A 12,706-nucleotide genomic window follows, 5' to 3' on the forward strand; every position below is an offset into this window, starting at 1 on the left:
ACCAGCGGAACGGGCAATGCAGCACTCAGATGACAAATTGCACCCGGTGGCCATCAGTCAGGTCATGCTTAACTTTGCCCTGCGCAACGGCATCGACCAGCAGACCTGTCTGCTCGGCACGGGCATCTCGGAAACCGAATTGTCCAGTGGTGAGGGGTTGGTGACGCGGACCCAGGAAATGCGCCTGATCGAAAACCTGATGCTGGCTCTGCCGGAAGCGGGAGTGGGTGGCTTTGAACTGGGCCTGCAATACAACCTGGCCACCTTCGGTGTGTGGGGCTTTGCCCTGCGTACCTGCAAGACCCTGCGCGATGCTGTCTCTCTGGGGCTGCGCTACCTGCCACTCAGCACCGCCTACTGCCGCATTACCGTTTGTGAGGACAGTGATGCGTTCGGTGTGATCTTCGACCCGGACCCCATCCCCCCACACCTGCGCCAGTTCCTTCTTGAGCGCGATATGGCGACTGCCCTCAACCTGGTGCGGGAAATCACCTTTCAGGGCGTGGAATTCAAGGGGGTGGAATTCACCGGTGAGCCGGATGTTGCTACCTCGGCCATTGAAACCCTGTGCGGCATGGCCCCAGTCATCCATGCCAGTGCCAACCGTATTCTGGTCAATCGGGCGGGGGCCAGTCAGCCGTTCCCCGGTTACGATCCGGTGCTCACCCGCATGCTTGAACAGCAATGCCAGCAACGCATGGACACAGTGGAAAACAGTGGCACTGCGGGCAAGGTGCGCCAGAAATTACTTGGTGAATTGGGGCTGGGTGCCACCCTCACCGACATGGCCAGCGAGCTGGCCCTTTCCACCCGAAGCCTGCGTCGCAAGCTGGAACAGGAGGGCACCAGCTACCGTGATTTGGTCGAAGAAGAGCGACGTCAGCTGGCCTTGCAACTTCTTGATAGCACCACCATGAAAATCGAGGAGCTGGCGGCTCACTTGGGGTATACCGATGCGGGTGGTTTCGTGCGTGCTTTTCGACGCTGGGAAGGGTGTTCCCCCAGTGCCTATCGCGGAAATGATTGATTGGGCACGGCGCTGATGATTTACGAAGAGCCATAAAAAAGGCCTCCCGTTTGGGAGGCCTTTTTAATCTGGTACGCCCGAGAGGATTCGAACCTCTGACCTTTGCCTCCGGAGGGCAACGCTCTATCCAGCTGAGCTACGGGCGCAAAACTTGAAGAACTTGGGGTTCAACGGGCGCGAATGATAGCGGGTTGCGGCGGCCTCGTCCATGGATTGGGTGCATCCTGTGGCGGGATCGCTATAATCGGCGCGCCGGGACCCTCTCCCGGTATCTGTATAAGCAGACTGTCTCTTTGCGGGTTTCCGACAGTACTGTTTTCCTGACGAGCCCGTGCCTGCTTTCGGTAAATTGTACCGTGGTGGGCAAGTGTGTTGGAGAAAGCAGGATGAATCTGTATTGGGTGGTGTTGCTACTGGCCGTTATCGTGGAAATCGCCTGGGCCATGAGCCTCAAGTGGATCCAGATTAACCCCGGGGTGCTGTCTATCGGCTCCTCACTGGTGCTCACCGGCTTGAACATGCTGATGCTGTCTTATGCCATGCGCGGTATCCCCGTGGGCACCGCGTATGCGATCTGGACCGGGCTTGGCGCAGTAGGGATTACCTTGCTCGGGATTGTCTTCTTCAAGGATCCGGCCAATGCGTCGCGGCTGGCCTTTATGGCGCTGATTGTGGTGGGCGTGATCGGTCTGAAACTGACCAGCGCTCCAGCCTGAGCGTCCTGCCAGCAGGGCCACAAACCCGGAAGGATTGGACGGGGCCGCCGTTTTGGTGTCGAATCGTTCGTTTCGGCATTTTACAATCTTTTCCCGCTAATCCGTTGGTAGATCGGTACCCTTTGCGGGCAGATGTCGGCCTGCAACAGATGGAGTTTAACCGTGCGCATTGCTTATCTCGAAGATGACATGGCTCAGGCAGAGCTGGTCACTCACTGGCTTAAAGAGGCTGGCCATAACTGTATCCACATGGCCAGTGGCCGTGAATTCATGTCCCTGTTACGGCGCGATACTTTCGACATTCTGGTGCTCGATTGGGAAGTGCCGGACATGAATGGCTACGCCGTGCTGGAAGAAGTACGTGCCAGTGGTAATCGCACCCCGGTGTTGTTTGCGACGCAGCGTGATGATGAATCATCGATCGTTGGCGCGCTCTCCCAGGGGGCGGATGACTACATGGTGAAACCGACCAAGCAAGCGGAATTGCTGGCCCGTATCAGCGCTCTCGGGCGCCGGGCAGGGGTATCGGAAATGGATGAAGAGACCGCCCTGAGTGTGGGGCCCTGGACCGTGGACCGGTCCCGTCGTCAGATCCTGTTGGATGAAGACGCAATCAAATTGACGGACAAGGATTACGAACTGGCCTGCTATCTGTTCCAGAATGTAGGCAAGCTGATGAGCCGTGCGCACCTGTTGGAGAAAGTTTGGGGTATCATGACCCCGATCGAATCGCGCACCGTTGACGTGCATATCAGTCGGATTCGACGTAGCCTGCATATTCGCCCTGAACGTGGCTATCGAATTAAAACGGTGTACCAGCACGGGTATCGTCTGGAGCCGATTGAAGAATAAGGACACATCTATGAGGGTCTGGTTGAGCACAGCCATGCTGCTGTGCCTGCTATCAACGGCCTGGGCCGGGGATGATTGGCATTACACCTTGCGTCCTGGTGATTCTCTATGGAAAGTCTGTCAACAGTTTGCCCAGTCTCCGCAAACCTGCTGGGGAGAGCTGGCTCGCTATAACGGGCTGGACAACCCCCATTCCCTGCGCCCCGGTAATGCCTTGCGGGTGCCGATCAGCTGGCTGAAAGAAAAGCCCATTCCCGCCACCGTGGATGCGGTTACCGGTGAAGTCATGTTGTACCCGGCCAGGGGCGGGGAGCCCCGTCAGCTGCAAAGCGGTGATGCGGTGGCATTTGGTGATGCCCTGGAAACGGCCGCGAAAAGCAGTGCCCGCCTGCGCTTTGCCGATCAGTCTGAAGTCTACATCAAGCCAGCCAGCCTGCTGGTGGTGAGCCGTTATCGTCGCTTTCTGGATAAGCAGAATGAACGCACCGAGCTGCGTTTGCAGCGCGGTAATATTCGTAACAGCGTCACTCCCCGGCAAAGCGATGAAGCGTCTTTTGAAGTCTATACGCCCGGCGCCGTGGCGGCGGTGCGTGGCACGGAATATTACCTGAGTGTGGATGGTGCCGAGACCACGCGTAACGAAGTGATCGACGGGCGTGTGGATGTGGGCGCGCGCGGCACCGATCGCCAGATCGAAGGCGGCTACGCTACCCTGGCCCGTCTGGATGAAGCGCCAATCGAACCGGTGGAGCTGCTGCCGGCGCCGGCCATGGAGGTGAGTGCCTCGCACACCGATGTGGTGGCGGTATGGCCGACCCAGGCCAAGGCCAGTGCTTATCTGCTGGAGCTCTATAGTCAGCCAGCAGGTCGGTTATTGACCCAGGCCCACCTGTCTACTGGCCATTGGCAAAAAGATCTGCCCACCGGGGATTACCGTCTGCTGGTGCGGGCGATAGATGAAAACGGCCTGCGGGGCCAGGAAAGCTGGCACGTATTTAGTGTAACCCCGGCACCGCCACCACCCCCTGAGCCCGAGCCGGAAAAAGAGTCGCATTGGGATCTGTGGGCCTTCGTCGGCGCGGCGGCTTTGCTGCTGGCACTATAAATCATGCGCAATCGTCTGAGCCCGGATCAGCGCCGTTATCTGGCAGAGCATGTATCGGTGCTATGCCTGGTGGTGGGGCTGTGTGCACTGCTGACAATCAGCGGTGCGCTCTCCTTTGTCGACCGCTATATCTACGACAACCTGCTGCAAACGCTCCCGGATGATCCATCCCAGGATGTGGTGATCGTCGGTATTGATGAATACAGCCTGCGTGAAATCGGTCGCTGGCCCTGGGATCGCAAAGTCCACGCACAATTGATTGACCGGTTGACCGACATGGGCGCCCGTGCGGTGCTCATGGACCTGATTCTTTCCGAACCGGACCGCAATAACCCGGATTCCGACCTGGCCCTGGTACAGGCCATGGCGGCTAACGGACATGTCTACCTGCCGGTACATGTGGAGCAATTGCGCGCCGGCGGGCAGTTAATCGAAGTGCTGCCCTATTCGCCGTTTGCCCGCGCCGCGGCCGGGCTGGGGCATGTGGACCTGGAGCTGGATACCGATGGCGTGGCCCGCTCGGTCTATATGCGCTCGGGGATTGGCCAGGCCTGGTGGCCCCATATCACCCAGACATTGCTGGTGCAGGAAGGCATTCTGTCCGAACAGGTCTTCCCGGCGGACAAGGGCGAAGAGTTCTCCGGGCTGGCCAATGTGCGGCGCTATCATCGCTATATTCCCTTTGTCAGTGGCCCCAACAGTTACCCCCAGGTGTCGGCAGTGGAGCTGCTGGAAAACCTGATTCCCGAGCAACTGATCCGCGACAAGATTGTGCTGATTGGTGCCACCGCCGCCGGCCTGGGCGACATGCTGCCGACTCCCATGGCAAGCAAGGGCGAGCTGATGGCCGGGGTGGAAATCAATGCCAACCTGCTGGATGCCCTGCGCTCGGACCGGCTGGTGCGCGACCTGCCCATGCCCAGCGCACTGGTGTTGGGAGTGGTGCTGGCGTTGCTGGCGCCATTGCTGCTGCCCTATGTGTTGCCGCGCTGGAGTATGCCGTTGGTGTTTGCCGTGCTGTTGCTGTGCATGCTGGTGAGCATGGCCACGCTGATTTCCCTGCGGTTGTGGTTCCCGCCGTCTGCGGCCATGGCCTCGGCGATCATGGCTTATCCATTGTGGACCTGGCGGCGGCTGGAATACTCCCTGTCCTATATGCGTAATGCCCTGGAACGGTTGTCGGAATACAGTGACCTGAACCAGCGCCTGACGCAGCCGTCCACGCTGGAGCAGATGGGGCGCATGCTGGAGCAGGTGTTGCCGGTACGTTCCTGGCGCCTACTGGGCGGCGAGAAACCCTTGCGGGGTGGCGACAGCCTGCCGGCGGCAACCTGGAAGGGCGCGCTGGCGCGCCAGTACCGGTTCCGTCACGAAGGCCGTCGCTATGAGCTGGATCTGGTCTGGGACCAGGCGCTGCACGCGGATACCTACGATTACTGGGTGCGCGCCATGCTGGTCCGTATCCGTACCCGGGCGCCCAATGTGGGGCCGCGCTATGAAGTACTGGAAAAGCACATCGAACGGTTGCGCCGGGAGGAAGAGCGCCAGGAAGCCCTGACCCGCTTCTTTCAGGTCACCCTGGCACAGATTCGCGAAGGGGTGGTGATCGCCGATGCCTGTGGGGTGATTGTTTACGCCAACCCCCAGGCGGCCTTCCTGTTGGGCCTGGAAATGGGAGCCCTGGATGCCGGGCAGCCCATGGTCACGGACCTGGACCGGGAGCTGGAACTGCGCGAGCAAAGTTGGGATGCCCTGCTGTGCCGGACTCTGGGCGAAGGCCGCACCCAGGTGGAGTGTCGCAACCGTCAGGGCACCGACCTGTATCTGGATATGTTGCTGGTGCATGCTGGCGACAATCCGGGCCGGATGATGATCATTTCCTTCAAGGACATCAGCGATGTGAAGCAGGCGATGCGGGCCCGTTCCGAAATGCTGGATTTCCTCTCCCACGACCTGCGCTCGCCCATGGTGTCGGTGCTGGCGCTCACGGAAAAAATGCGCCAGAGCGGCGATCATGAGGGTCTGCCTGCCTTCCTCGATAATGTTCAGCACTATGCCCAACGCAACCTGAACATTGCCGAGCAATTCCTGCAGTTGGCACGGGTGGAAGCGGTGGAATCCGTGGAAATGAATGAGCAGGACATGCTCGACGTGGTCGAAAGTGCCATCGATCAGGTGCAGATTCAGGCGCAGCAGCGTGATATCACCCTGCGGTTCGAATACGACCCGGACCAGGAGGTCTGGGTGCTGGGCAACAATGAGCTGCTGGAACGCCTGGTCGTGAACCTGCTGACCAATGCGGTGAAATACAGCCATGAGGGCAGTTCCGTTGATGTGACCTTGTATGCGCAGGACAATCAGGTGGGCTGTGAAGTGCGTGACCGGGGGGTAGGGATTCCGCCGGAATTCCAGGAGCGGCTGTTCGATCGTTTCAGCCGGGCCAGCACCAGCGGCGGTGCCCGCACCCGTGGGGCCGGCATGGGCCTGCGTTTCGTCAAGGTGGTTACCGAACGTCATGGCGGCGAGGTTCGGGTGCACAGTGTGGTCAGCGAAGGCAGTCGCTTTACCCTGCTGTTGCCGCGTATTGAACTGGCCTGAGACTGGGACGATAACGCTGCGCGAGGGGCTGTCTCCCCCGTTAGCAGATGCTCTGGCATGGCGGATTCCTGGCCCGGTATGCGCCGTGAAGCCTCCGGCGTAACATCAAGCGTTTTGTCCCTACGGCTGGAGCGGGTATAATCGCCAGCCGCAGCGCCCACAAGAGGCCGTTAAGGGCTTCCCGCGGCGAACCACAGAGAATTAGAGGTGTAATTGTGAAAAAGATGCTGACTGCCAGCCTGGTCCTGGTCGCTACCCTGTTTGCCGCCGGTAGCGTGGCTGCCAAGAGCACCAAGGAAATCTCCCCTTACCCGCTGGGCGAGCGCTCTGTATTCAGTGATCGCGCCATCGAAGAGCGTATTAAGCCGGTGGGCTCTGTGTGTGTGGAAGGCGACGAATGTGGCAGCGCTGCCGCCCCGGCCGAAGAAGTGGCCAGTGGCCCCCGTTCCGGTGAGCAGGTGTACAACGCCTCCTGTGCCGCCTGTCATGGCACTGGCGCTGCCGGCGCTCCGAAAGTGGGTGATGCTGCCTCCTGGGCTCCGCACATCGCCAAAGGCGAAGCCACCATGCTGAAGAACGCCATCAATGGCATCAATGCCATGCCCCCGAAAGGCATGTGCATGGATTGCTCTGATGACGAACTCAAAGACGCTATCGAATACATGGTCAGCAAGAGTCAATAATCTTGTTGAGACTCCGCTGGTCCTTACCCGGAATCATGCTGTCAGCGCTGGTGCTGGCAGCCTGCTCCGACGACAGCGCCCCGGACACGACGGCTACCGACAAGGCAGCGGCGCGTGACGGGGCGCAGTTGTATAAGCAGTACTGTGTGACCTGTCACGGTTCCGGTGCGCTGGGCGCTCCCGGTGTCGGCAAGGAGCATCGCCTTTACTGGTCGCACGAGGTCGAAGAAGAAGGTTTCGATACTCTGGTGCAGGAAGCGATCAATGGCATCAACTCGATGCCTCCTCGCGGTGGATGCTTCGATTGCAGCGACGACGAAATTCGCAGCACCGTGATTTACATGCTGCAGAAAAGTGGGGCGAAATAAGAGACGCTGCACGCTGCACGCTGCACGCAACAACGCGAAATAATTCTTCTGTCTTGTAACGCAAAGAGGCCGCGCCCCAAACGGAAGCGCGGCCTCTTTGCGTTGGGAGCCTGTAGAGCGTTCCCGTGTTGTTGCGTGCAGCGTGTGGCGTGCGGCGTTACCTAATCCAGCAACGCCCGAAGGTTGGCAATGCTGGCTTCTGCTACCGCCGTTTCCTTTTCTTCGTCTTTAATCATGCCGATCCCCAGAAAGTCGATATCGTCCTGGGGCATTTCATCCACGAAGCGGCTGGCGGTGGTGTCGATTCGCTCGCCGTATTGTTTGCGCGTCAGCGCCTGGGTCATGGCCAGGGTTTCCCTGGCGCGGGTGATGCCCACGTACATGAGGCGGCGCTCTTCGACGATGTTGTCTTCTTCGATGCTGGTGCGGTGGGGCAGGAACTCTTCTTCTACGCCCATCATGTAGACGTGGGGAAATTCCAGGCCTTTGGAAGCGTGCAGCGTCATTAGCTGCACCCGGTCGGAATCGTCTTCTTCCTGTTGTTGTTCGAGCATGTCCAGCAGTACCAGTTTCTTGATCACCGATTCCAGATCGCTGGCGCCCTCTTCTTCGTCTTCCTGTTTTTCCAGCATGCGCTCGATGCTGCGCACCAGTTGCCAGATGTTCTCGATATTCTTTTCACCGATGCGCGGGCTGGAGGCGTTCTGCATCAGCCAGCCTTCATAATCCATATCGGTGATCAGTTCCTGCACTGCTTGCAGGCTGTTTTGGCCAAAGCAAAACTGCCGTTTGGCGTCCAGCCAGGCTTTAAACTTTTGTAGCTTTTCCGCAGCTTTGGGGTTCATGACTTCGCTGAGCGCAAAGTCATCACACACGTGGTACAGGCCTTGCTCGCGTTTGAGTGCCCAGGTGGCCAGCTTTTCCAGCGTAGCGGGGCCGATCTCCCGGCGCGGTGTGTTGATGATGCGGAGAAAGGCGTTGTCGTCGTCCGGGTTCACCAGCAGGCGCAGGTAGCACATCAGGTCCTTGATCTCGCTGCGCGAGAAGAAACTTTTGCCACCGGAGACCTTGTAGGGAATCGACAGGCTTTGCAGTTTCATTTCCAGAATGCGCGACTGAAAATTGCCACGATAAAGCACCGCAAAGTCTTTCCACTGCAGGCCTTTCTGCAGGCGGCGGTGAAAGATATCGCTGGCGATCCATTCGGTTTCTGCCTCTTCATCACGCAAGGCTGAAAAACGAATCGGTTCGCCGTAGCCGTAATCCGACCACAGGCTTTTTTCAAACTCGTGGGGGTTGTTGGCGATGACGGTGTTGGCGGCTTTGAGGATGCGCCCGGTGGAGCGGTAATTCTGTTCCAGCTTCACCACTTTCAGGGTCGGCCAGTCTTCCTGCAGCTGGGCCAGATTTTCCGGGCGGGCGCCGCGCCAGGCATAGATGGACTGGTCGTCATCGCCCACCACGGTGAACTTGCCCTCCGGCAGGGTGAGCATTTTCACCATCTCATATTGGGCACCGTTGGTGTCCTGGTATTCATCCACCAGCAGGTACTGAATGCGGTTGCGCCATTTCTCCAGAATGCGCGGCTGTTCGCGGAACATGCGCGCCGGCATCAGGATCAGGTCGTCGAAATCCACCGCATTACACACCCGTAGCATGCGGTCGTAACCGCCGTAGGCCATGGCCGCGCGCAGGTCGTCGTCGGTTTCGGCGGTGCTTACCGCTTCCTCGGGCAGTACCAGCGCGTTCTTCCAGTCGGAGATGCGTTTGTGGATCACATCCACCGCGTCCAGGTCTCGTTCCGATTCGCCCTGGCGCAGGATCTCCTTGAGGATTTCCTTGCTGTCGGCACCGTCCAGAATCGAGAAACCGTTGCGCAGGCCGCAGGCTTTCAATTCCGATTTAAGGATGCGCAGGCCCAGGTTGTGGAAGGTGGAGACAATCAGCCCCCGGGTCAGGTCGCGGCTGACCAGCTGTTGCACCCGTTCCTTCATTTCCCGGGACGCCTTGTTGGTGAAGGTCACCGCCGCGATATGGCGGGCCGGGATACCCCGCTCCTGAATCAGCCAGGCGATCTTGCGGGTGATCACGCTGGTTTTGCCGGAGCCCGCACCGGCCAGTACCAGCAGGGGGCCGTCCGCGTAGTTCACGGCTTCCTGCTGGCGGGGGTTAAGTTTGCTCATGGGGCTCCGGTAACGCTGGGGGGTGAAATCGGGTCGCCATGATACCAGTGATGGCCCTGCACTCCAGACACCTTATGTCGGTTATCATGGCGGTTTTACGGATAACGGTTTTGCCCATGCGTCTGGACTATTTTCTTGCCCACAGTGCCGGCCTTACCCGCAAGGAGGCGAAAAAGCTGATCAGCGGCGGGGCGGTAACGGTCGCTGATGAGGCAAAGCCCAAAGCCAACCTGCAGTTGCGCCCGGATCAGGTGGTGATGTTGCATGGTGAAGTCGTGCAACTTCCCGGCCACCGTTACCTGATGCTGTACAAACCCGTTGATGTGGTCTGCTCCACGGACGATCCGGAGCACCGCACGGTATTGGACCTGTTGCCGCCTGAGTTGCGCACCCAGGTGTACCCGGCCGGCCGGCTGGACCGGGATACCACCGGGCTGGTGCTGCTGACCTCCGACGGGCAGTGGTCCCACCGCCTCACGTCCCCGAACCATGCCTGTGGCAAGTGCTATCGGGTGACCTGCGCGGATCCGGTCAGTGACGAGGATTTGCAGGCGTTGCGTGAGGGAATCCTGTTACGCGGCGAGGACAGCCCGACCTTGCCGGCCCTGGCTGAGCGAGTGAATACGCACACCTTGCGCCTGACCATCACGGAAGGGCGCTACCATCAGGTCAAACGGATGCTGGCTGCCCGCGGTAACAAGGTGGTGGGGCTGCATCGGGAGCAGATCGGCGACATCGTACTGGATGCGGATCTGGCGCCAGGGGAGTTCCGGGCGCTGACAGAGGAAGAGGTCGCGGGCATCTAAGAGGCTTTCTGCAACGCCGCTGTAGGAGTTCCCTTCCAGGGGACGAATCCGAGCCCTAGCGAGGTGACGGCATAGCAGGCGGCACCAGGTTATTAAAATGCGTCCTGCTACATCGGCCACGCTAACGCGTGGTTCGTCCCTCAAGAGGAACTCCTACAGCGGCTCCGAAATCATTTTTTTGAACGTAGGGGCTTGTCATGGCGCAACGTCAATTCGATACCGTCACCGTGGAAACCGTGCAGGGCGATATCGCCAACCAGCCGGACCTGGGTGCCATCGTCAGCGCGGCCAACGCCGAGTTGCGTATTGGCGGTGGGGTGGCTGGCGCCATTCACCGGGCCGCCGGACCGGGGCTTGAGAAGGAGTGCATTCCGCTGGGTCCCATCCGTCCCGGCAAAGCGGTGATCTCCGGCGGCCACAATTTGCCCAATGCCCATGTGATTCATTGTCTCGGCCCGGTGTATGGCCGGGATGAACCGTCGGATCAGCTGTTGGCGTCCTGCTATCGGAAAGCGTTATTGCTGGCGGAGAAGAAGGGCATTGTCGCCATCGGGTTTCCCGCCATTTCCACCGGTGTTTTTGGCTATCCCATCGAGGAGGCCGCCGCTGTTACCCTGAAAGCGGTGGTCGAGGTTACCCCCTCGTTGGATGCTGTTCGGACTATTCGTTTTGTCTTGTTTAGTGATGCTGACAAAGCGGTGTTTGATGAGGCGCTCATGGCGCTTTGATAGGCAGTTTCCGATAGGCTTTTTTCTGAATCACAAGGAGTGAAAATGTACGCTGTGATCTTCACCGCCACGGTCGGTGATCAGGACGAACGTTACGGTGACATGGCTGAAAAATTGCGTGATCTGGCCACGGCAGAATTTGGATGTAGCGGTTTTGTCAGTGCCACGGAAGGTAAGCAGGAAATTGCCATTTCCTATTGGCCGGATGAAGGAGCCATCAAAGCCTGGAAACAGCAGGCAGAGCACCAGGTGGCCCAGAGATTGGGTCAGCAGGGTTGGTACAAACACTACAAGGTGGAAGTGGTGAAAGTCCTGCGGGCCTATTCGGGGGAGCCCCTGTAACGACACAGCGATAAAACGGCTTTAGGGGGCTTCTTGAGGGTCGAATCCGAGCTTGGCTCGGTCCCCGGGGATTATTCGCGTCGCTCAAGCGACGTTTCTGTAGAAAGATAAAAGGCGGAGATACCTTGCCGGTATCTCCGCCCAGCGTTTTTTAGCGTCATGCGTCAGGCGCTTACCCCAACTGCCCTTGCAACTCCATCACATCCACCGTTCTTTCCGGGTTTAGCGGATCGATCAGCGTGTTCGCGTCTTTGTACACCCGCGGCGTCTGGTACAGCATGGCCACTGCTTTCACATGGCTGGGCGCCACGTAGCGTTCCGGCATTTCCTGTTCCAGCCAGGCGCGCACTTTCGGGGCCTGATCCGAACCCATTTTCGGGAACAGGTGGTGCTCCACATGGTGGCTGAAGTGAAAGTGCAGTGGGTCGATCCAGCGCCAGGCGCGCACGCTCATGGAATTGTCCACCGGATGATTGTTGTCCATCTGCGGGCGCAGCATGTGGTTGGTGAGGATATAACCCTGGCCGATGAAGTTGATCATCATCATTGGGATCAACACGGTGAAGATGGTCAACGGGCCGGACACGATGGCCAACGTGATCCAGGCGGCCATGCACAGGTAGGACTGACGGATGGCCTTTTTACGGTCGAAGCCCTTGAACTCTTCACGCTTGCGGGTCTGCAGGCGCAGCACCAGCTGGGCATGGAACATGAAGGAATAGAACAGGAACAGGTAGCTGTACCAGGTGCCCCCACCGGGGGCCAGCTTGGTGAAGTTGGCCGTTTTGGGGTGTTTCTCGTAGCGGTGCATGGTGCCGAAAGAGTCCGGGTCCTTGTCGCCCAGGTTGGTATGGGCATGGTGAGCCACATTGTGCCAGCGGCGCCAGAACTCCGGTGGCACCAGCGCCGGCCCGAAGCCGATCCAGCCCAGCGTGTTCTGCATGCGCTTGCTCATGCCCAGGGCGCCGTGCAGGACCTCGTGGGCCAACAGTGCCTGGCAGGCCAGAGTGTGGCCGGCGAGCAGGGACAACAACAGGTTGCCCCACCAGGGCAGGTTCAGCACCAGAATGGCCGCGATGCTGCCAATGATGACGATATTGAGGGGAATGAACCACAGCGCTCGCAGGGGGCGGGCCTTGAAGGCGCCGGGTCCCAGGTCCTTCTTCACGGCATCGCGAATAGCGCGGGCATCATCGGCGCCGAACTGGCGGCTGTAAGCGGGTGAATCCGTCGTCATGGGGCTGTCCTTGGATTGTGCTGGCTGAATGCAGCCGGGAAATTCCGAGGCAGGCATTGTC

12 protein-coding genes and 1 tRNA gene are annotated in these 12,706 nt (G+C 59.4%); 10 read left to right on the forward strand and 3 right to left on the reverse strand.

Going from position 1 to position 12,706, the window contains the following annotated elements; genetic code table 11:
* Window positions 1–16 precede the first annotated feature (16 nt).
* Window positions 17–1,027 (forward strand): AraC family transcriptional regulator, encoded by a 1,011-nt coding sequence (locus CL546_RS12185; protein ID WP_290495342.1) that lies wholly within the window; start codon window positions 17–19, stop codon window positions 1,025–1,027.
* A gap of 69 nt (window positions 1,028–1,096) precedes the next feature.
* On the opposite strand, the gene CL546_RS12190 is transcribed toward CL546_RS12185, so the two are convergent.
* Window positions 1,097–1,173: transfer RNA gene (locus CL546_RS12190), tRNA-Arg, on the reverse strand.
* Window positions 1,174–1,413: 240 nt separating this feature from the next.
* Between CL546_RS12190 and CL546_RS12195 the strand changes: the two genes are divergently transcribed.
* The 6 genes from CL546_RS12195 to CL546_RS12220 all read left to right on the forward strand — a co-directional run bounded on the left by CL546_RS12195 (window position 1,414) and on the right by CL546_RS12220 (window position 7,349).
* On the forward strand, window positions 1,414–1,743 hold the full coding sequence (locus CL546_RS12195) for a DMT family transporter (protein ID WP_290495344.1): 330 nt from the start codon (window positions 1,414–1,416) through the stop codon (window positions 1,741–1,743).
* Between the two features lie 162 nt (window positions 1,744–1,905).
* A complete protein-coding gene (locus tag CL546_RS12200; RefSeq protein WP_007148755.1) occupies window positions 1,906–2,595 on the forward strand; it encodes a response regulator transcription factor in 690 nt (229 codons plus the stop codon).
* Window positions 2,596–2,605: 10 nt separating this feature from the next.
* Window positions 2,606–3,700 carry a FecR domain-containing protein gene (locus CL546_RS12205; RefSeq protein ID WP_290495347.1) on the forward strand — a complete coding sequence of 365 codons (1,095 nt, stop codon included), beginning with the start codon at window positions 2,606–2,608 and terminating at the stop codon, window positions 3,698–3,700.
* Between the two features lie 3 nt (window positions 3,701–3,703).
* Window positions 3,704–6,298, forward strand: a complete 2,595-nt coding sequence (locus CL546_RS12210; protein WP_290495348.1) for a CHASE2 domain-containing protein — start codon at window positions 3,704–3,706, stop codon at window positions 6,296–6,298.
* Between the two features lie 224 nt (window positions 6,299–6,522).
* Window positions 6,523–6,981, forward strand: coding sequence for a c-type cytochrome (locus CL546_RS12215; RefSeq protein WP_290495564.1), 459 nt, complete (start codon window positions 6,523–6,525; stop codon window positions 6,979–6,981).
* Window positions 6,982–6,983: 2 nt separating this feature from the next.
* On the forward strand, window positions 6,984–7,349 hold the full coding sequence (locus tag CL546_RS12220) for a c-type cytochrome (protein WP_290495349.1): 366 nt from the start codon (window positions 6,984–6,986) through the stop codon (window positions 7,347–7,349).
* Window positions 7,350–7,510: 161 nt separating this feature from the next.
* Here CL546_RS12220 and rep read toward each other — a convergent pair whose 3' ends face one another.
* Complete coding sequence (rep, locus tag CL546_RS12225; RefSeq protein WP_290495351.1) at window positions 7,511–9,532, reverse strand: DNA helicase Rep; 2,022 nt, start codon at window positions 9,530–9,532, stop codon at window positions 7,511–7,513.
* Window positions 9,533–9,648: 116 nt separating this feature from the next.
* Between rep and CL546_RS12230 the strand changes: the two genes are divergently transcribed.
* The 3 genes from CL546_RS12230 (at window position 9,649) to CL546_RS12240 (ending at window position 11,408) form a co-directional block, all read left to right on the forward strand.
* On the forward strand, window positions 9,649–10,338 hold the full coding sequence (locus CL546_RS12230) for a pseudouridine synthase (RefSeq protein ID WP_290495353.1): 690 nt from the start codon (window positions 9,649–9,651) through the stop codon (window positions 10,336–10,338).
* Window positions 10,339–10,535: 197 nt separating this feature from the next.
* A complete protein-coding gene (locus CL546_RS12235; protein WP_290495355.1) occupies window positions 10,536–11,066 on the forward strand; it encodes a macro domain-containing protein in 531 nt (176 codons plus the stop codon).
* A 45-nt stretch (window positions 11,067–11,111) separates the two neighbouring features.
* Window positions 11,112–11,408: an antibiotic biosynthesis monooxygenase family protein gene (locus CL546_RS12240; protein ID WP_290495357.1), complete on the forward strand. Its 297-nt coding sequence runs from the start codon at window positions 11,112–11,114 to the stop codon at window positions 11,406–11,408.
* A gap of 172 nt (window positions 11,409–11,580) precedes the next feature.
* On the opposite strand, the gene CL546_RS12245 is transcribed toward CL546_RS12240, so the two are convergent.
* Window positions 11,581–12,645: a fatty acid desaturase family protein gene (locus CL546_RS12245; protein WP_290495359.1), complete on the reverse strand. Its 1,065-nt coding sequence runs from the start codon at window positions 12,643–12,645 to the stop codon at window positions 11,581–11,583.
* Window positions 12,646–12,706 lie beyond the last annotated feature (61 nt).

The organism is Alcanivorax sp. (assembly GCF_002726155.1).
In the GTDB taxonomy this organism is placed as follows: Bacteria; Pseudomonadota; Gammaproteobacteria; order Pseudomonadales; family Alcanivoracaceae; genus Alcanivorax.

Excerpts from the sequence above, each read along its gene's own strand:
- CL546_RS12240 (WP_290495357.1), top strand. The coding sequence starts at position 11,112 with ATGTACGCTGTGATCTTCACCGCCACGGTCGGTGATCAGGACGAACGT.
- CL546_RS12195 (WP_290495344.1), top strand. The coding sequence starts at position 1,414 with ATGAATCTGTATTGGGTGGTGTTGCTACTGGCCGTTATCGTGGAAATC.
- CL546_RS12230 (WP_290495353.1), top strand. The coding sequence starts at position 9,649 with ATGCGTCTGGACTATTTTCTTGCCCACAGTGCCGGCCTTACCCGCAAG.
- CL546_RS12185 (WP_290495342.1), top strand. The coding sequence starts at position 17 with ATGCAGCACTCAGATGACAAATTGCACCCGGTGGCCATCAGTCAGGTC.
- CL546_RS12210 (WP_290495348.1), top strand. The coding sequence starts at position 3,704 with ATGCGCAATCGTCTGAGCCCGGATCAGCGCCGTTATCTGGCAGAGCAT.
- CL546_RS12215 (WP_290495564.1), top strand. The coding sequence starts at position 6,523 with ATGCTGACTGCCAGCCTGGTCCTGGTCGCTACCCTGTTTGCCGCCGGT.
- rep (WP_290495351.1), bottom strand. The coding sequence starts at position 9,532 with ATGAGCAAACTTAACCCCCGCCAGCAGGAAGCCGTGAACTACGCGGAC.
- CL546_RS12205 (WP_290495347.1), top strand. The coding sequence starts at position 2,606 with ATGAGGGTCTGGTTGAGCACAGCCATGCTGCTGTGCCTGCTATCAACG.
- CL546_RS12235 (WP_290495355.1), top strand. The coding sequence starts at position 10,536 with ATGGCGCAACGTCAATTCGATACCGTCACCGTGGAAACCGTGCAGGGC.
- CL546_RS12245 (WP_290495359.1), bottom strand. The coding sequence starts at position 12,645 with ATGACGACGGATTCACCCGCTTACAGCCGCCAGTTCGGCGCCGATGAT.